The sequence below is a fragment of the Paenibacillus sp. Root444D2 genome, assembly GCF_001426375.1.
In the GTDB taxonomy this organism is placed as follows: domain Bacteria; phylum Bacillota; class Bacilli; order Paenibacillales; family NBRC-103111; genus Paenibacillus_E.
Window position 1 is genome coordinate 224,327 of record NZ_LMEO01000023.1, and the last position, 17,589, is coordinate 241,915.

General features: G+C 45.2%; 15 protein-coding genes and 1 riboswitch. Of the genes, 8 read left to right on the forward strand and 7 right to left on the reverse strand.

Features of this window, described 5'->3' with window-relative positions; genetic code table 11:
• Nucleotides 1-32: 32 nt before the first annotated feature.
• The 3 genes from ASD40_RS15180 to ASD40_RS15190 are packed head-to-tail and all read right to left on the reverse strand — an operon-like array spanning nt 33 to nt 3,515.
• Nucleotides 33-1,109, reverse strand: a complete 1,077-nt coding sequence (locus ASD40_RS15180; RefSeq protein WP_057304077.1) for a Ger(x)C family spore germination protein — start codon at nt 1,107-1,109, stop codon at nt 33-35.
• Entirely contained in the window at nt 1,106-2,185 is a 1,080-nt protein-coding gene (locus ASD40_RS15185; RefSeq protein ID WP_057304078.1) for a GerAB/ArcD/ProY family transporter, read from the reverse strand. The genes ASD40_RS15180 and ASD40_RS15185 overlap by 4 nt, the downstream gene beginning before the upstream one ends.
• A complete protein-coding gene (locus ASD40_RS15190) occupies nt 2,178-3,515 on the reverse strand; it encodes a spore germination protein (RefSeq protein WP_057304079.1) in 1,338 nt (445 codons plus the stop codon). Before ASD40_RS15190 ends, ASD40_RS15185 begins: the two co-directional genes overlap by 8 nt.
• 326 nt (nt 3,516-3,841) lie before the next feature.
• Here ASD40_RS15190 and ASD40_RS39395 point away from each other — a divergent pair, with 326 nt between their 5' ends.
• From ASD40_RS39395 to ASD40_RS15210, 4 genes are all read left to right on the forward strand, one after another.
• On the forward strand, nt 3,842-4,087 hold the full coding sequence (locus ASD40_RS39395) for an SDR family NAD(P)-dependent oxidoreductase (protein ID WP_442952676.1): 246 nt from the start codon (nt 3,842-3,844) through the stop codon (nt 4,085-4,087).
• 927 nt (nt 4,088-5,014) lie between these two features.
• A riboswitch (cyclic di-AMP (ydaO/yuaA leader) is annotated at nt 5,015-5,165 on the forward strand.
• Nucleotides 5,166-5,262: 97 nt separating this feature from the next.
• Nucleotides 5,263-7,098, forward strand: coding sequence for an APC family permease (locus ASD40_RS15200; RefSeq protein ID WP_057304081.1), 1,836 nt, complete (start codon nt 5,263-5,265; stop codon nt 7,096-7,098).
• Between the two features lie 44 nt (nt 7,099-7,142).
• The gene (locus tag ASD40_RS15205; RefSeq protein ID WP_057304082.1) at nt 7,143-7,403 is read left to right on the forward strand and encodes a YqkE family protein; all 261 of its coding nucleotides are present in this window, start codon (nt 7,143-7,145) and stop codon (nt 7,401-7,403) included.
• Nucleotides 7,404-7,465: 62 nt separating this feature from the next.
• Nucleotides 7,466-8,353, forward strand: coding sequence for a polysaccharide deacetylase family protein (locus tag ASD40_RS15210; protein WP_235549271.1), 888 nt, complete (start codon nt 7,466-7,468; stop codon nt 8,351-8,353).
• Nucleotides 8,354-8,369: 16 nt separating this feature from the next.
• Here the strand turns inward: ASD40_RS15210 and ASD40_RS15215 are convergent, their stop codons facing one another.
• On the reverse strand, nt 8,370-8,585 hold the full coding sequence (locus tag ASD40_RS15215) for a hypothetical protein (protein WP_057304084.1): 216 nt from the start codon (nt 8,583-8,585) through the stop codon (nt 8,370-8,372).
• 148 nt (nt 8,586-8,733) lie between these two features.
• Here ASD40_RS15215 and ASD40_RS38615 point away from each other — a divergent pair, with 148 nt between their 5' ends.
• From ASD40_RS38615 to ASD40_RS15230, 3 genes are all read left to right on the forward strand, one after another.
• Nucleotides 8,734-10,146: a hypothetical protein gene (locus ASD40_RS38615; protein ID WP_057304085.1), complete on the forward strand. Its 1,413-nt coding sequence runs from the start codon at nt 8,734-8,736 to the stop codon at nt 10,144-10,146.
• Nucleotides 10,147-10,775: 629 nt separating this feature from the next.
• The gene (locus tag ASD40_RS15225; protein WP_057304086.1) at nt 10,776-11,342 is read left to right on the forward strand and encodes an NUDIX hydrolase; all 567 of its coding nucleotides are present in this window, start codon (nt 10,776-10,778) and stop codon (nt 11,340-11,342) included.
• 56 nt (nt 11,343-11,398) lie between these two features.
• A complete protein-coding gene (locus ASD40_RS15230) occupies nt 11,399-11,770 on the forward strand; it encodes a DUF1284 domain-containing protein (protein WP_235549272.1) in 372 nt (123 codons plus the stop codon).
• 33 nt (nt 11,771-11,803) lie between these two features.
• Here ASD40_RS15230 and ASD40_RS15235 read toward each other — a convergent pair whose 3' ends face one another.
• From ASD40_RS15235 to ASD40_RS15245, 3 genes are all read right to left on the reverse strand, one after another.
• Complete coding sequence (locus ASD40_RS15235; protein WP_057304088.1) at nt 11,804-12,451, reverse strand: SOS response-associated peptidase; 648 nt, start codon at nt 12,449-12,451, stop codon at nt 11,804-11,806.
• 98 nt (nt 12,452-12,549) lie between these two features.
• Nucleotides 12,550-12,912 carry a response regulator gene (locus tag ASD40_RS15240; protein ID WP_057304089.1) on the reverse strand — a complete coding sequence of 121 codons (363 nt, stop codon included), beginning with the start codon at nt 12,910-12,912 and terminating at the stop codon, nt 12,550-12,552.
• 137 nt (nt 12,913-13,049) lie between these two features.
• Nucleotides 13,050-14,141, reverse strand: coding sequence for a GGDEF domain-containing protein (locus ASD40_RS15245; protein ID WP_057304090.1), 1,092 nt, complete (start codon nt 14,139-14,141; stop codon nt 13,050-13,052).
• A 161-nt stretch (nt 14,142-14,302) separates the two neighbouring features.
• Here ASD40_RS15245 and ASD40_RS15250 point away from each other — a divergent pair, with 161 nt between their 5' ends.
• Nucleotides 14,303-16,519 carry an ATP-binding protein gene (locus ASD40_RS15250; protein WP_057304091.1) on the forward strand — a complete coding sequence of 739 codons (2,217 nt, stop codon included), beginning with the start codon at nt 14,303-14,305 and terminating at the stop codon, nt 16,517-16,519.
• Nucleotides 16,520-17,589 lie beyond the last annotated feature (1,070 nt).

Sequence of the window (17,589 nt, forward strand, 5' to 3'; positions counted from 1 at the left end):
GCTGTGTTTTTCTGTCTTTTCTGCCCTTATGTTCACGAATCAATCGTATTAAATTTCAAATTCCCACTATTTCTAATATTCACTTTCACATTTAATGTCACTTTCAGCTGTGGATACCAGGTTTTTCTCCATTCCTTTAATTGAACATGGGAAAGATCATTACGGAAATATTGTCCGTAACCAAACAAATCCGATTGATTTTCCTGCAGTTTTGAAATCATAGCTTTAGCCCGCTTACTCAACAAGTTTTGGAGCTCATCCTTAATCTGTTCTTTACTGGGGTTGCCCTTCGTCTCCAGAAGCATGCCAACGACCTTCATATCCGTTTCCACTTGCGGTGTATGGCCATCCCAATGATGACGGTGCTTATAATCCACGTCGACTAGGAGAACGCTGGCATGCTCCATTACTTCTACATTAGCCCCCTGAAAATCACCTTTCATAATGTTGTATATGAGCGTATCATCTGAAGAAATCGTTCCAACCATAACTCCCCGACTCATGATGGCGGAACCATCTAACTTAAACATTGTACGCTCTCCAGGTTTAATGATAGGAAGCGCATAATCTTCCGTATGTGAAAAGCCCCCTCGAAAAGCTTCCCATAAATACACAATAGAAGTATTGGGGGTCCAGCCAGCCAGCTTGTTGAAAAAATCATAGCTTGCAGTGCCTCCCTCCGCTCCGCCTTGCTCTTTTCTGTTTAACATTTCAATTAAATCACCTCTATACACAGAAACCAGCGCTTTAGGTGCAATGTCATGAGACCTAATGGCATATTCAAGCACTTCTTTTATACCAAGCTTAGCGGTTCTTTCATCAATCATCAGAAGTTTGAGATGCAGTAAATCAATACTGCTTTCTACATTACCACGCATCCGATCCAAGGCTTCACTGATCGTTGAGGCTTCCCCAGTTATGATTCGTGGCGTCATATTAGTTGAATCAAGTTGAGGCACTCGAAGCCCAACTCTATACGTTTTTGCATCTGTTTGACTTATAGCCATCGCTACAGGCAGTATCCTTTTATTGATATCCTTATTGTCCCAACAGCCCGATAACAGGAATATAGTTAGGAGTACTAAGACTGAACGAAATATGTATGTCATCCTTGGTTAATTCGCCTCCTTTGCAGTGCGCCAATAATCCCAATTACGATTGGAAAGACAAAGATACTATAAGCTCGGAGCCCAGTATCCAGCCCAATTAGGTGTTCTGTTTCAGACCAACCTGGAACCAGTGAACTAAGAAAGTAGGCAATGATTGAAATAATTACACTTAACCACTTATTGGATAAGGGAACTACAATGCCCCGAAACATCTCAGCTATAAGCCAAATTAAAACCGCACTATAGAGAACTAAAAAAGCAATCATAGAAGTTGTGTAAAACAGCGTCATTCTCTCGAATATGGACCAGCTCATATCGATCGTATCCATCCCCGTGTGAAGAGGGAATTGGAGTTGAATGACAGTCTCTTGTCCGAAAATGAGAAGGGGGATATAAACGGCTGCCAAATAAAAAGGAAACAAGCCTGCAATCAAAAGAATGAATACATTGCGGCTGCCCACGACATTTCGAAAAAAAGGGTGAATCATACCCAAAAATAAAAACCCTGAAAAAGCGAAAAAACTCGAATAATAAGCAGGATGCTTCAAAAAATCAAAGTTAGTGTTCCAAATTGGGGATGCATTACGGATATCGAAATTTGTCACGGAGCTGCTGAGTGCTGCAAAAATCCATGGTATGAACAAAACCGAGATAATGACACTCGTTCTTAGTACAGTTTTGATACCACACCAGGCTGCAAACAAGCCCAAGAAGATAAAACAGAGTAAAGCCCAGATCGGCGTTTTTGGTAAAAAGACGATGGCCATCATTTCCGAATATACCCTAGAAATTAATACTAGAGTTGCAAGAAAATATAACATGATTGGGATTAGGATGATTCTTGACAGCCAGGGGCCCAATACTTGTTTACAAATCTGAACGATCGTCATGTTAGGGAAAGTTGAAAGGCCCCTTAGATAGATCCACATCATAGCTACTTCAAATAGGCAGCCTAACAGTATAGCTTCCCAATGACCTTTGCTTGTCGATTCAAATATTTTCTCAGGATATACGAAAAATATCAGCCCGAAGTGTACAGTGATGAATGTCAGATAGACGGATATTTTATTAACCATCCTGGGGACCTTCCTTTACATTTACATTGATATAGGCGACTTCAAATGTCGTGATAGAGGCCATATAGATGGATAGCCAAATGATTCCGCCAATCGTACCGAGAACACCAAAAATGGCGCTAAATACGATCAAAACATATTTTGATATTCGAATAAACAAGGCATTTTGTACCCCGTTCAATGTAAAATTCGCTAAAGCGGAAGCTGCCAAAACAATAATGAATAGATTACTTACCAATTTTGCGCTGACAACGGCTTGCCCGAGAATAATTCCACCTACTGTTGTTATCGAGGGACCTATACTTTTGGGAAGGCGAATACTCGCTTCAATGAGCATCTCTAGAACAATTAACATAAAAATGACTTCCAAAAAGGCCGGATAGGGTACCCCTTCACGGCTCTGGGCAACTGACAAGGCTAGCTGGATTCTCAATACTTCTGGATTCACAGAGACCAAGGATACATATAGAGCAGGTAAGACTAAAGCGATAAACATGCCGATAAACCGAAGCATCCGAATGGTAATCATTGTAATCTTAGGGAAGTTACGATCGGAGTTCAAGCACCAGAGATCTGTAATAATAACTGGCATAACAAAAGCGTACGGAAGTCCTTCGATAAACAGGATAACACGGCCATTTTTCAAATGGTCCGCTGCTTCTGCCGGCCGCTCAGAAGTTAGACAAGGGGAAATAAGGCTGAAATTCCCTTCTCCCAAAACCTTGATGATTTCTTGCAAATGTTTAAATTCCTTTGCTTTATTTGCCTCTAGCTTCTTCATTAAGGATGAAAGCAGCTTACGATTAACAGAGTCGGATAAATAAGTTAAGGTGGTTCTTTTTGGTTGTTTTGTCCCCATCATCATGGTATTCATGGTTAGTTTAGGGGATCTTAGCTCATCGCGGATCAGCGCCATATTCGTGTCCAAATCCTCATTAAATGCTCCGAAGGAAGACTCAATCACATTTTCATTTTGTGGAACATTTAGCGTTCTCCTAATCGTTGACGGAACGGGCTCGATAACAAAATTTCTTATAGGGTTATCGAGTAAATAAATAACTAAATTACCTTCCAATAAGCTGCTCAACTGCAGGTCGTAAGAAGCGTTTAATTGGCCATTCAATAGGCTTATTTGCTGAAGCCAATCACTGATTGGACTGGACTCCATCCAAGATAATAATTGATTCGTTTGTGCAAGGTTAACAAAGGGGCGAAAATAACAAAATACAACTTCATGACCCAAAAGTTGTTTTCGTTCCATCACAAAATCACTATTTGATTCAAATTGAAGTTTAAGTCTGGCCATATCATTTGTTTCTGTCTGATTCATGTTATTCACCTGAAAGTAGGTTTCCTTGGGAGAAGGAAATTTATTCCTTGTAATAAGAAAGTGAGAAGGGCTGCCGTTGTAGCTCCGATTTACATTGAATTTTTCCAAATTATGGATTATACTCGGATGAGTTAGTATCAGGTACTAATTTTGGGGGAAGGTATTTGATTGAAGTACTTTATAATAACAGGGACATCAAGAGGTTTAGGTGAAGCACTTGCTCGTAGGCTTATATCCTCTGAACATCATCTGCTTTGTATTTCCAGGAATAGGAACGAGGGCTTAGTTGTTGAGAGTGAGCTGCAGTTGTAACCCCAATATCCAGTATTGAGCATGGAAGTACCGAAGAGTTGACTACGAGTGTCCACGTAAATTTGCTGGCTCCAATCCTTTTAACTTCCATGTTCATTTGGTTTTCCCAACACCTTCAGATTCCAAAACGTGTATTAAATGTTTCCTCTATGTCCTCGAAAAATCATCTTTCTGGTATGAGTGTTTATTCAGCAGCCAAAGCTGGCCTAGATGTATTCTCAAAATATGTTGGGAATGAGAGGAGAGGGCACCTTTGCTAAGTGACCAATTTGCCCAAGGCATTGTCGTTGAAGAGCTTTGAAAATCAAAAACGAAAGAAGATGTGAATTTGGAAGTTACCTCACACCGTAAGAAGCTTTTGGCTGTTTATGCTGTCGTTATCATCATTATTTGCTTTCTTGCCGTCCCAGTTGATGATTACCTATTATCGAATAGTCCGTTTCCTTTTCCAGAAAAACAAGGTTATCAATCGATCTGGGTATCCAGGTTGGATGTTTCCTTTCAACCAACAAAGGGTGTGTATTCGAGTATAAGTTATAATGTGAAAATAAATGCGGTAAAGGCGTGGCTTCAGATCTTTGGCATAACTGTTTTATTTAGCGTTGCTTATGTGTTCTTGGTTCAGACAAAAAGGATGATTCAAATAAAATGGAGAATTAGAGAGGCAAGTTGTACTGCGTACAACAATTTCCTTGATTTCTGCATGGAAAGCTCAGAATGTTGTATATTCTGCAACAATTTATCCTTTTTATGGGCTATATAGCTAATTTAGGCTAAAAGTGTTGTATTTTTTGCAACAATCGCGTGGATAACGCGGATTAGCTTGCTTATTGTTGCACAAAGTACAACTTTACACGGATACCAATGACGGTGTAAGCCGTCTATTTTGCTGTCCATTTGAGAATGGCTAGCTTTTTCTCAGCTTGTGGGTTCAACACAGATCCTCGTTTGCATAGGAGTTATCATTAAAATCCAATATTTTCCTTTATTTTGCTTCATTAATTACTCAACTCATTAAGAAATGCTTAAAAAACCACGATGTAATAAGAGAATGGAAGTAAATCAATGAATCGTATGATTGTAAGCGTATTATTGAGTGAATGAAGTGGTTGGAGTTATCTTTTTAAGTTTTTTCAATCCTTTACTAAGCTGCTAGAAGAGAGTAGTATTCAACTCGTACGTTACAGTTGAATATTTCGCTTAATTTTCTTATTAGAAAAGCGGGGGAACCACAAGTTTCATGGGGTGAGTAAAGGTGCTTAAGTATGGTACCATTTAGGGCAGATTCTCGCGGCCCGAACCCGACAGCTAACCTCGTAAGCGACCGTGGGAAGGAGAACATGTGTATAAACACAAGGTCTATCCTTGTGTTTTTTTGCGTCCTAAAACGCAGTTTGATGTCAGATATTAGGTTTAATTGGGGGAACTAGCACGAATGACAAGCGATTCATTGAAAAAAATTATGTTTGGCAAACCGCTTAAATCCAGCGAAATGGAATCCGAAAAAATGCAGGTTTGGAAAGCATTGCCGATCCTATCCTCGGATGCCTTATCGTCAGTTGCCTACGGGACTGAGCAGATTCTGTTAGAACTCGCGACTGTTGGTATTGCCGCTTTTGCGTTCTCATTGCCCATTGCGATATCCATTATTGCTCTGATTATGCTGCTAGTTTTTAGCTATAGACAAGTGATAGAGGCCTACCCGCAAGGTGGCGGAGCGTATATGGTTTCCAAAGAAAACCTAGGTATGGTTTGGGGGAGGCTGACTGGGGTTTCGCTGCTTATTGACTATACACTTACCGTTGCCGTTTCGATCTCAGCCGGTGTGCAGGCGATTACGTCAGCTTTTCCATCGGCGGTGCCGTACATTGTTCCGATTACTTTAGTTCTCGTGTGGATCATGGTTTGGCTTAATTTGCGAGGAACTTCGGAATCAGGTACGATTTTCGCTATTCCAACGTACTTTTTTATTCTATGTATTTTAGTGCTAGTGGGCAAAGGCATATACGATATGCTGACGGGATCCATGAATACGCATCCCATAGCGTTTGCTCCGAGCTCAATGACGAGTTCATTAACGTTATTCGTTCTTTTAAAAGCATTTTCCTCCGGGTGTTCAGCCGTGACGGGAATCGAGGCCATCTCCGATGCCGTGCCGCATTTCCGCTCACCATCCGTGAAAAACGCGAAGCGCACGTTAGTATCCTTAGGGACACTTTTGGCTATCGTGTTTGGCGGCGTAACGGTGTTAGCTCTGGGTTATGGTATTGTACCTGATCCTAATGGCCATACATCTGTATTATCGATGGTGACAGAGCAGGCTTTTGGTCGTGGGGCGATGTACTACGCAACTCAAATTGGTACCATGCTCATTCTGGTTTTGGCTGCTAATACTAGCTTCAACGGCTTTCCAATCTTAGCATCCATCATGGCACAGGATAAAAACTTCCCGCGCATGTTCTCCTTCCGGGGAGACCGACTTTCGTTTCACTATGGTATTATCACACTTGGTGTGCTTGCCAGTATTCTTCTGATTGGTTTCAAAGGTAAGACCGATGCACTCATTCCTCTATATGCGATTGGCGTGTTTTTATCATTTACACTTGCGCAAGGCGGCTTGGTTCGTAAATGGTTGAGAGAGCGAGTGAAAGGTTGGATCGGAAAGCTGCTCATCAATGGTTTAGGCGGGATCGTTTCTCTTGCTGTTTTACTCATATTTTCCATCACTAAATTTACCGAAGGTGCGTGGATTGTTATTATTATAACCCCGCTGCTGCTTTGGTTAATTACGAAAATTAGTCATCACTACGATGATGTAGCGAAGCAATTGCGTATTGATATAACGATTGAGCGGGTTTGCACGAAGGAGCCTTTGATTATTGTGCCTGTGGCGGGCATTCATCGGGTTGTGGCACAGTCCTTGAACTATGCGAAATCGTTGTCTCCAAACGTGATTGCCTTCTATGTTTCGTTCTCCGATGAAGATGAAGAATTGATGCAGGAGAAGTGGGATAAGTGGGATCCGGGCGTTCGATTGGTTGTTTTTAAATCTCGTTATCGGACGATACTGAAGCCGCTGGCTGAATTTATTGAGAGAATTGACACGCATGTTTCGGAAAAACAAAACATTATGGTTATTTTACCGCAATTTATGCCGAAAAAATGGTGGCATCGACTGCTTCATAACCAGTCTGCTGCACGCATTCGTTCGAAGCTGCAAGCTGATAAAGATATCGTCGTGGCGACGGTACCGTATCATTTGCACGAGTAGAAGTGTACAATAATAGGGAGAAACTGAACTGAGGTGAACCCGTTATGGCTAAGAAAAAATGGTCGTCTACTCCTGCTGTTACCAGCGTGCAAGATAAACCTGCAACACTTAAGGATTTACTGCGCCCGGAAATACTTGAGGGACTCAAAGCGCAGGCTGATGCCATGAAAGCAGAGGAACAAGCGAAGAAAGATGCTGAGAGAGCGAAGGCGGAAGCTGCTCGCAAAGCAGAAGAAAAACGGCTTGAGAATGATTTTGGACATCTGCTGAGTAAGAGCAGTCTGGATTGGCGTAAACACAAATGAGGGAGCGCACAGTGTGCCTCCTTTTCTTTCTTTTCGTAATGATAGCGTTGTCATCCTGTGAGATGGGCAAATCAATACCAACACCAATAGAAACACCAATAACAACAGGAATATCAAAAGAGATACCGATAGAAACACCAAAAGAGACCACGGCAGCACCAGCCCCAGCAGCAATGGATACTCCGACGATACCATCGGCGGCTTCAAGCGACCAAAGTTCATCGCCTAGTCCGGCTTTTACGACTTTGGAAAAGACATTGATCGAGCGTTACGGAAATGCAAAACCTAAGAAATGGGGCGAAAATGTCCCTGGTGTTCGGACACATCTTACTACGAAGGATCAAGTGATTGCGCTGACTTTTGACGCATGCGGTGGGAAGGAGGGCAGTGGGTACGATGAGAAGCTGATCAACTATTTGATCAAGGAGAACATCCCGGCAACCTTATTTATCAATGCGAGATGGATAACGGCCAATAAGGACATATTTGCCAAATTGGCCGCAAACCCGCTGTTTGAGATTGAAAATCATGGGACCGAGCATCGGCCCTTGTCCGTAAATGGCAAGTTGGCGTATGGCATCGCGGGAACCAAAAATGTGAACGATATTATTCATGAAGTGAAAGACAATGCTGACCAGATCGAGAAGCTGACTGGGCGGCGCCCTTTATTTTTTCGTTCCGGCACAGCCTATTATGATGATATTGCTGCAGAAGTTGTTCATGATTTAGGCTTTCAGTTGGCTGGATACAATGTACTCGGCGACGCTGGAGCGACTTATAACACGGATCAGGTATACAAAGCACTGTTAAAAGCCCGAAGCGGTTCTATCGTACTAGCTCATATGAACCATCCGGAGAAAGATACGGCAGAAGGCATTATGAAAGCTATTCCTGAGCTTCAAAAAGCGGGTTACCGCTTCGTACTACTAGCTTCCTATACCTTAAACTAAGCGATAGCTGCAGCAGCTATCGTTTTTTCATTTCAAAAAATTCACAAGCCTCTCGATCATAATACGTCAAATCACTAACACGAGTTTGTACGACCACTGTTTTTTCACTGAAACGCAATACAACCGCATTCGAATCCACAATGTGATCATCTTTGAAAACACGGACGACAGCCTGTCTTTCAACAGCATCTTGAAAATCGGTATCCGTTACTAAGCGTTGATTTCTAGCCATCCTCGGCATTCCCCTAACTTGGTTAAAATAGTTCTTCTATTGTACCACAAGGTGCCGCTCAACCCGAATTCACACGAACTCCTCCGCCCAGCCTAGCATACAATGTAGCACCAAATGCTGTATGGGCAGAGAGGGTGCGTGATCTAGGGTGGACATTCAATTATTGCCGATTCATTGGGTCTATTTAGTATTTATCGGTTTTATTCTTACCCTTTTAATCAAGCGTAGAGACACAACAATGATTTGTGTAGTTGGTATTTTCGCGCTTGGCTTGCTGGCAACGGAAACGTTGAGCGGCTCCGTTTCTGGTATTTTCAACAGCTTCATTTATGCAACTAAAGAGCTGATGGGAACCATCATGATTATCTCCATTATTGTAGCGATGAGCCGTGTGCTCATTCGAACAGGGATTAATGAAACCATGGTCGCTCCGCTAACCCGTTTTATGCGAACGCCTGCTTTAGCTTTCTGGGGTATCGGTATCATTATGATGGTGACATCATGGTTTTTCTGGCCGTCTCCCGGTGTCGCGCTCATTGGAGCTGTTCTGCTGCCTGTGGCCGTCCGTGTTGGTCTGCCAGCACTAGGTGCTGCTATGGCGATGAACTTATTCGGACATGGGATTGCGCTTTCGGGGGATTATATTATACAGGGAGCTCCTAAATTAACAGCAGATGCAGCTGGATTACCAGTGACTGCCGTCATGGAGGCAAGCATTCCGCTGGTTATCGTGATGGGGCTTGTCACGACGATCACCGCTTTTTGGATGATGCGGCGGGATATGAAGAACGGAACGTGGCGAAATGGCCTAGTAGCGAGTGGTCCAGGAGATAGTGGCTCGCTTATTTCAGCTGTCGGGCAGGCTAAAGTTAATTTAGCGCCGAATCTGAAGAAAACTCTGGCGGTTATAATTCCTTTGCTCTTCGCTTTAGATGTCATTGCGATGTTCGTGCTTAATCTGCAAGGTGGAGATGCGACAGCTCTCGTTGGAGGCACCGCCGTATTCATTCTCATTGCGGTGACACTGCTCGCGCATCGGAATCAAGGACTAGAACAAACGACTTCTTACCTCATCGAAGGTTTTGTATTCGGTTTCAAAGTTTTCGGCCCCGTGATCCCGATTGCCGCTTTCTTCTATCTAGGCGACTCCGCCTTCACGGAGCTGTTCGGCAAAATACTTCCGCAAGGCTCGCACGGGATCGTGAACGATCTGGGTGTAGCACTCGCGGGGCAGGTGCCGCTGAACGGCGCGGTCGGTGCCGTGACGCTCACTGTCGTTGGCGCCATTACGGGCCTAGACGGCTCGGGCTTCTCCGGCATCTCCCTTGCGGGCTCGATTGCGCAGCTATTCGCAACCGCCATTGGCTCCGGCGCGGCTGTGCTCACAGCGCTCGGGCAAGTGGCCGCCATCTGGGTCGGCGGCGGCACGTTGATTCCATGGGCGCTGATTCCGGCAGCGGCCATCTGCGGCGTGAGTCCGTTCGAGCTGGCGCGCCGGAATCTGCTGCCTGTGCTCATCGGCCTCGCGGTGACGACGGTCGTGGCGATGTTTTTGGTGTAGTAAGATGCGGCATCTTGCCCGTCAAACTAGTTGTAACAGTAAAATCTGCCACCCCTCACCGACCAACCGACGAACTCACAAACCAATCAAACCAACCAAACCAACCAAACCAACCAAACCAACCAAACAAACCAAACAAACCAACAAAACACCCACCCACCCCGTTCTGTCAACCGCACCCCGTCACCCTCTGGGCTCCTCCATAGGGTGGCGGGTTTTTCTTTCGCCAGCCGAATCCGCGAAATAAGAGTCTCCAAAGACTCTTATTTTCGTATAAACTTACCAAAAAGTAAAAATAGCAGTCCCTAGGACCTCTTATTTGCTCAGATTCTCTCGAATCCCAACAAATTCTGCCTAATAAGAGTCTCTAGAACCTCTTATTTCCACTTGAAGTCCTCCAAATGCCCAAATAGCAGCCCCTAGAAGCTCTTATTTACTCAGAGCCACCTCGTTTCCTAATTCAGCGATATCGCAAGACAAGTGCAGGAAGTATCTCTAATTTCCCATACAATGAACGGAAAACGTACGGAATCGGATTTGCCTATAGTCCACTTTAAGCAGTAAGCTTACATACAGTAAACTCGAATGGAAGTTGGAAATGAGACTATAGGAAGTTGGAGATGAGATAGATGGAAGCGAAGTTTTGTATGACCTGCGGAGCCGCTTTGGAGTCGCGTGATGTGGATGGCACGATTAGAAGAGCTTGTACGGAGTGCAGCTTTGTTCATTGGGGTAACTATAGCATCGGTGTAGGCGCACTCGTGATGAAGGATGAGAAGATGCTGCTTGTACGCAGGGCTCAGGAACCAGGGAAAGGTCGATGGACCAACCCGGGTGGCTATATTGAGCAGCATGAGCTGATCCAAGATACGATTGAACGCGAAGTGTTGGAGGAAAGCGGAGTCAAAGCGGTTGTCACTCGCCTAGTAGCCGTGCGCGATTTGCCTAGAAGCATACATAATGTATACATTGCTTTTGAAATGGATTACATCAGCGGAGAGCCTCAGCCAGACGGCGTGGAGGTCGATGCAGCAGGGTTTTACAGCTTGGCCGAGATGGAATCGATGAATGTGGCGGATTTTACACGCTGGCTCATTGATGTTGCCCTACATTCCAAAACGACTGGACTAGTCGAAGATAAAGATCCAATCATCAAAATGGAAGGGTACGGATTGTACCGTGTCCCTAGAATATGACCAAAGCGATCCAGCTTCGCGGACATCACTTACTTTGTCTGTTAGGATACAGAGGGATGGGTTACTCGAAAGAATTTTGCGAAAATATGACGACCGTCTACGAAGAATTACGTCAAAAGCCCGAAACGATGATCCGCATTGTTCTTGGACCTGATGATCTTTGCGCAGCTTTCCCGAAGGATCAAGAAGCGCATTGTGAAAATAGGACCGTCTATCAGCACGATGCAGAAATCATCACCAAGCTTGGCTTGCAAGTGGAAATGGAGCTGAGCTGGTCGGAGATTTGCGGTCAAGTAGCCGACCGTGTGAAGCCGAGCGACATTGGTCATCTATGTGCCACATGCCGTTGGGAGCCTTATGGTGTTTGTGCGGAAGGTGTGCGATTGATCGGGGAGGGTGGCGACTTGCCGCCCATCATTACCAAATAAGAGGGCTTGCGTGTAAACGCAGCCCTCTTTTTTTCATACAAAAACACTGACATCCGAACCGCTTTCCAGCTTCTCTTCAGGCGACGACAATACATTTGCAACCATAAGCAGATCATCTACAGGTCGAAGGATGGATCTGAGGAGTCTGCTGTCTTTCATCTCTGGCTGCAGCCACATCTCGGCCTGATCCTGGTCGAGTATCGCAGGCATTCTGCGTTGATAAGGAGAAACGAGTGAGTTTGCTTCTGTCATGAGCATCATGCACGTACGAAGCTCCTCTTCACCAGATGGAGCCCGCCAGACATCATACAGCCCCGCGATGCCAAAGGTGCCGCTGCGCATTTTGAATTTAATCCACTCTGTCTCTTTTCCCTCCGTCACGCTAATATAAAATCCACTGCAAGGAATGATACAGCGCTGTTTTCTGACGATACGCTCGAAGACGACATTGGTGAAGATCGAATCGCGGTCCCCGCATACGGCATCTTTTGCCCAGAACGGCATTAGACCCCAACGGAATTCATCAAGGATGCGTTCTCCCTTTTTATTCATCATTACAGCGGATACAGACTCTGTCGGCCGCACCTCATAACGATTGGAGCTATACGATAGCAGCCGATCAATGCGGAATTGTTTAACAAGCTCGTTGACATCAGCAAGAATAGATATGGAATGACACATTTGTTTACCACCTCATTTGGTTTTGGCTATTATTTACCTAATCAACCAAATACATGTACGAGGCGTATCTTTTTATTAAATTAACCCTGCTTCCTCGCTTACACAATCAACAGCTTCAGCATCGTTTCCTTCATATTATGTTCCCGGAAAGGCTTAGAAACGAACTCTTTGGCACCCGCATGGATAGCCTCGATAATCATCGTCTTTTGCTCCAAAGCAGAGCACATCATAATGTTGGCGGCAGGGTCGAATTCTCTAATTTTTCGGATTACATCTATACCGGTCATGTCTGGCATATTCAGGTCCATTGTGGTCAGAATCGGAAAGTTGGCTTGATACGCATGAATGGCCTCGGCACCATTAGCTGCTTCTAGTACATCGTAACCCATCGTAATAATAATTTGACGTAAAATACCTCTAAGGCTTTGGACCGGATCAACAACGAGAATCTTAGGCTTCATGGTGTCTACCTCCCTGTGTATAAATATGATTTCGGAAGAGGCGACTCCTTTTATGAGGGTTTTCGGTTGGTAAGTAATGACATGGAAATTGGAGGCCAAAAAAAGCTAGAAGCTTTAGGGCTCCTAGCTGAAAACATCTATTCGGAAATATGTGAATGAATGCGGTTTTTCCCATTTCTTTTGGCGGTATACAAACATTCATCTACAAGCTGGAACCAGGCTTTTTTCATCGTGTTGCGATTATAGCTAGCGAGTCCGATACTCATCGTTAACGGTTGATCCGGCATCTCAGGAATTTCGGTACTCCGGATGGTTTCCATTAATTTTTCGCAAATATGTAAAACTTCCTCGTGTGATTTGCCTACAAACAAAACGGCGAATTCCTCGCCACCATATCGAAAAGACATATCGTCAGGGCCGAGCTCTTCCTTCAGAATGGAGCCGATCGTTTTGAGAACCATGTCACCGACCCAATGCCCGTAGGTATCATTAATCCTTTTGAAATTATCGATATCGATAAGAGCAAGCTCAAGCGGCGTATCATGGGGCATATGCGAAATCAGATGATCGGTATGTTCTTGAAAAGAACGATGATTAAACAGCTCGGTGAGCGCATCCACTTTGGAAAGCCGATCAATCATCACATTTCGAATAAGGAGGTCCTGTTCGCGAACGACCGAATCTTTTAACTCTGTAATGAGAATTAGCCCTTTGTTCATGATTGCAAAGCAGATAAGTGCCGTTGAGCTGAGGACTGTCATAGAAACGATCACATCAGAGGGTGTTAGGGCATGCCCTTGATATACCTGACAAACTAGTAATGAAATTAAATATACAATGCCTAAACTATAAGCGAAAAAAATATATTTCTTTTGGAAATAGATAGAGGCTAAAATAATAGGGATACTAATTAATTCGTAGCTGCTCATCAGCTCGGGAATACAGATAATAAAGATACAAACCATGGTCATGGTCCATGTAATCATGATAAAATCGCTGTATCGTTTCAGAAAGTGAATAGCCAAATAACCGGATCCCATTAAGATGAGCTGTAGGCAGGCCGTAATGATTTGAACCTCCATGAACCTGTTAAACCATTGCGGAGGCTGATCATGCATATTAAAGAAGAATCCAAGGATAGCGACTATTTCATAGATTAATAGGATCCACCATAAAATATGTATAAGTTTTCGATTCCATATATGATCATTAGCCGGAAGTTGTTCCATGTAGAGGAGGCCACTTTCCTTTCGGGTTAGCAATTATTGGAAAAACATTTTGAGCCTTATCAGATCATTGTAAAGAATAACACCCCGTTTAGGCAAGCTGTTTACGAAGGGGAGGGATTGTATTTTTTTGTAAATATAGATCAGGGTTATCAGGAGGGGCTATGGCAGCTCAAGGTTACGTACATGCATGGGAACATTATAAGGATGAGCTTACCTTGTTGGATAAAAAGCTTGAGCTTTTATATAAGCGTCGTCAAAAGCTAACGCCCGACCCGCAAACGGATTCGTTTCGCGGGATGTTCGTGTCCGAAGATGAGTTCATTCGCCTTATCGGCGGGCCAAGTGGAGATGAGGAGCTTGATGGGGAAGAACTCGAGCTGTTGGCTAGTATTCAGAATTCGGAGGCGTTCATTGCCCTGCGACGTGAAGAAAGCCGTAAGGCAGGCGTGTTCTTGCCTCTGTCGTATGTATCTGCTGTGTTTGGGCTTTCTCCAGTAGAAGAGCGGTTCGTTATGCTAGGACTCGCGGTAGAACTGGATCGCAAATATGAACGCATCTTCGGCTTTCTGCAAGATGACCTAACCAGCAAAACGCCTAATATTAGTCTGGCGCTGCAAATTGCTTGCAGCAGCCCTGAGGACATGCGGGCAGCGAGAACGACCTTCATGGCGCCTGAGGGTAGACTGGCACGCTATGCGCTTCACCGCGAAGCGCAGGAAATTAGCGGCCAGACGTTATTGTCGAGGCCGCTGCTTTTGGATAAGCGAATCATCTCATTCATGCTGGATTCCGGTGAAATGGACCCGAAGCTGAAGCCGGCGGTTCGGATGGTTTATCCGGATGACGAGCTGGCGCCTCTGCTCGTCCATGAGGATTTCCAGCAGCGGCTGCAGGGCTTCATCCAAGCCGCGTTCCAGGCTCCGGCGGCTGAGCGCAAACGGCTCGCCTTCCACCTGTGGGGGAATGCGGGCGCAGGCAAGAAGCTGCAGGTGGAGCATCTCAGCAGCCACTTCAATAAGCCGCTGCTGCTTGTTGATCTCGCTGATGTGCTTCTGCACGCAGCGAGTTTTGAAGATCAGCTGAGCGCGATTGTTCGCGAAGCGATCCTGCACCAAGCCGTGTTGTGCTTCACACGGCTGGAGGCGCTCTATCCGGAGGAGCCGGATCTTGCTGCGCAGCGGCGACTCTGGTGGTTTCACGAGCTGCTGGACGGCTACGGCGGCATGGTGTTTCTGCTGGCCGGGCGGTTCAACCGGCTAACGTGGAAGCCCAAGGAGCGGCTGCTCCTTGAGCACGAACTGCAAGTGCCGGATGAAGGCGGGCGTGAGCGCCTTTGGACGGCATTCGCGCGCGAGCTCGGCGTGAGCGCGGACGTGGACTGGCGGGTGATGAGCGGGAAATTCCGCTTCACCCCGGGGCAGATTCGCCGCGCGCTGACGCTGGCGCGCGGGTACTCCGCCTGGCAGCGTGAGCCGGCGCGGGAGGGCTCCGGCGACGTGGCTGCGCCGTACGCGCTGAGGGCAGATGCGCTCTACAAGGCGTGCTACCAGCAGGTGCAGCACAAGCTCGAGCGCAAGGCAACGCGCATTGAGCCTCGCTATGGGTGGGGGGATGTCATCCTCCCGCCTGAGCAGAAGGATCAGCTCCGCAATGCGTGCAATCAAGTGAAATACCGTGGCGTTGTCTACGGCGACTGGGGCTTTGAGAAGAAGCTGGCCTACGGCAAGGGACTGAGTATGTTGTTCGCCGGTCCACCGGGTACGGGGAAGACGATGTCTGCACAAGTTGTCGCCGGTGAGCTTCAGTTGGAGCTCTACAAGGTCGACCTCTCACAGGTAATCAGCAAATATATTGGTGAGACTGAGAAGAACTTGCATGAGATCTTCGAGGAAGCGCAGCTCAGCAATGCGGTGTTGTTTTTCGACGAAACCGATGCGCTATTCGGAAAGCGTTCGGAAGTCAAAGATTCGCATGATAAATATGCGAACATCGAAACCGCCTATCTACTTCAGAAGATGGAGGAGTATCAAGGAATCACGGTGCTGGCAACGAATCTATTAAATAATATCGATGAAGCCTTCCTGAGGCGGATCAATTACGTCATTAAATTTCCTTTTCCGGATAGTGAATATCGTGAAAAAATTTGGTATTCCATGTTTCCGCCTGCCGCCCCGCTTAGCGAGGATGTCGACTTCAAATATTTAGCTCAGCGCTATGAGATCGCCGGTGGGAATATCAAGAACGTCGTCCTTTCATCGGCATTCCTAGCTGCTGAGGCTGGCGAACCCATTCGGATGCAGCATATTATCAAGTCAATTCGGCATGAGCTGCAGAAATCGGGCAAAATCCTTGCCCGCCAGGAGTGGGAAGAGTACTAATCATAGAAGGCGGGTTCGCGCTGCTGCGTAGAGCCTGCCTTTTTTAGTGATCGTCGATTCATTCATTATGTCTCAGACTTAAATGGTAATATGGAATCGTTCATCTGTTTTGTGATTGGTTTTGGGTATTGTGGTTACCAATGTTGCACTTTCTACAACAATTCACAAGCCAAAGGGCTATTTCGCAGCTTGAAGTTGCAGTTTGTACAACATTTTGAACCCATTTGTTACGAAATGGCCTTTATAGGACCGAATTGTTTTACAATATGCAACAACGAAAGGGGAAAGGCAAGATTTAAGGAGAAATTGTTGCACTTTTTACAACATCACTCAACCGCGAATATGGATCCATTCATCTGGCATCCTCAAGTGAGCACATAGGTAGAAGGACTCCGATTTAAGACATCTGAATATAGAAGAAAATTGGATGGATGAATGAATCGACGGTCTCTTTTATGCAATATTCGCGTGGGAACAATGAATTAGTCTGCCTAAAGACGCAGCATGTACAACATTACTCGGATAGCAAGTGAATGTTTTTAAACATATATGTCTTAGTTGTAATTTGTTTTGCATCAACCGATACAAAGACTCTCGATCAAGGAAGGCGGAAGCCGGCTTTTTGACCACATAAGAATTTATAAGTTTCCGACTTAATCGGAGAACGAAATTCTTCTTGGCGAATAAAACCTAATATAGGGATCTTTGGTCGTAGACCAAAGTCTCTCCTCGTTGTTAAACGCGGTCGCTCATCTTCGAAAAACCTCGATAGAGGTTTATCTGATGGCAGCCTCAACTCACTCTTCCGCGTTGGTTAGCTCGATCATCCTGTGCATCCTTTCTGGATGAGCCACGTAACGTTGATAAACATCGTTATGCATCCCTATTTACCAATGAAGCCGTCGCTAATGATGAAAAACATCCTTAAAGTGAAAGTTTTTGAGTTTTGGCGCGAATTCTTCGTCTGAAATGATGAAAAACATCGTTATTTCGATTAGTTTCTCGCTATTCTTGAACTTAAGGATGATAAACATCCTTAACGCTCTCCAAAAACAGGAATACGCCCGAAT

Coding starts and splice junctions, on each gene's coding strand:
- ASD40_RS15215 (WP_057304084.1), bottom strand. CDS start 8,585: ATGGCTAGAAATCAACGCTTAGTAACGGATACCGATTTTCAAGATGCT.
- ASD40_RS15230 (WP_235549272.1), top strand. CDS start 11,399: ATGGGTTACTCGAAAGAATTTTGCGAAAATATGACGACCGTCTACGAA.
- ASD40_RS15185 (WP_057304078.1), bottom strand. CDS start 2,185: ATGGTTAATAAAATATCCGTCTATCTGACATTCATCACTGTACACTTC.
- ASD40_RS15245 (WP_057304090.1), bottom strand. CDS start 14,141: ATGGAACAACTTCCGGCTAATGATCATATATGGAATCGAAAACTTATA.
- ASD40_RS15240 (WP_057304089.1), bottom strand. CDS start 12,912: ATGAAGCCTAAGATTCTCGTTGTTGATCCGGTCCAAAGCCTTAGAGGT.
- ASD40_RS15180 (WP_057304077.1), bottom strand. CDS start 1,109: ATGACATACATATTTCGTTCAGTCTTAGTACTCCTAACTATATTCCTG.
- ASD40_RS15190 (WP_057304079.1), bottom strand. CDS start 3,515: ATGAATCAGACAGAAACAAATGATATGGCCAGACTTAAACTTCAATTT.
- ASD40_RS15225 (WP_057304086.1), top strand. CDS start 10,776: ATGGAAGCGAAGTTTTGTATGACCTGCGGAGCCGCTTTGGAGTCGCGT.
- ASD40_RS15210 (WP_235549271.1), top strand. CDS start 7,466: ATGGGCAAATCAATACCAACACCAATAGAAACACCAATAACAACAGGA.
- ASD40_RS15235 (WP_057304088.1), bottom strand. CDS start 12,451: ATGTGTCATTCCATATCTATTCTTGCTGATGTCAACGAGCTTGTTAAA.
- ASD40_RS15250 (WP_057304091.1), top strand. CDS start 14,303: ATGGCAGCTCAAGGTTACGTACATGCATGGGAACATTATAAGGATGAG.
- ASD40_RS15200 (WP_057304081.1), top strand. CDS start 5,263: ATGACAAGCGATTCATTGAAAAAAATTATGTTTGGCAAACCGCTTAAA.
- ASD40_RS15205 (WP_057304082.1), top strand. CDS start 7,143: ATGGCTAAGAAAAAATGGTCGTCTACTCCTGCTGTTACCAGCGTGCAA.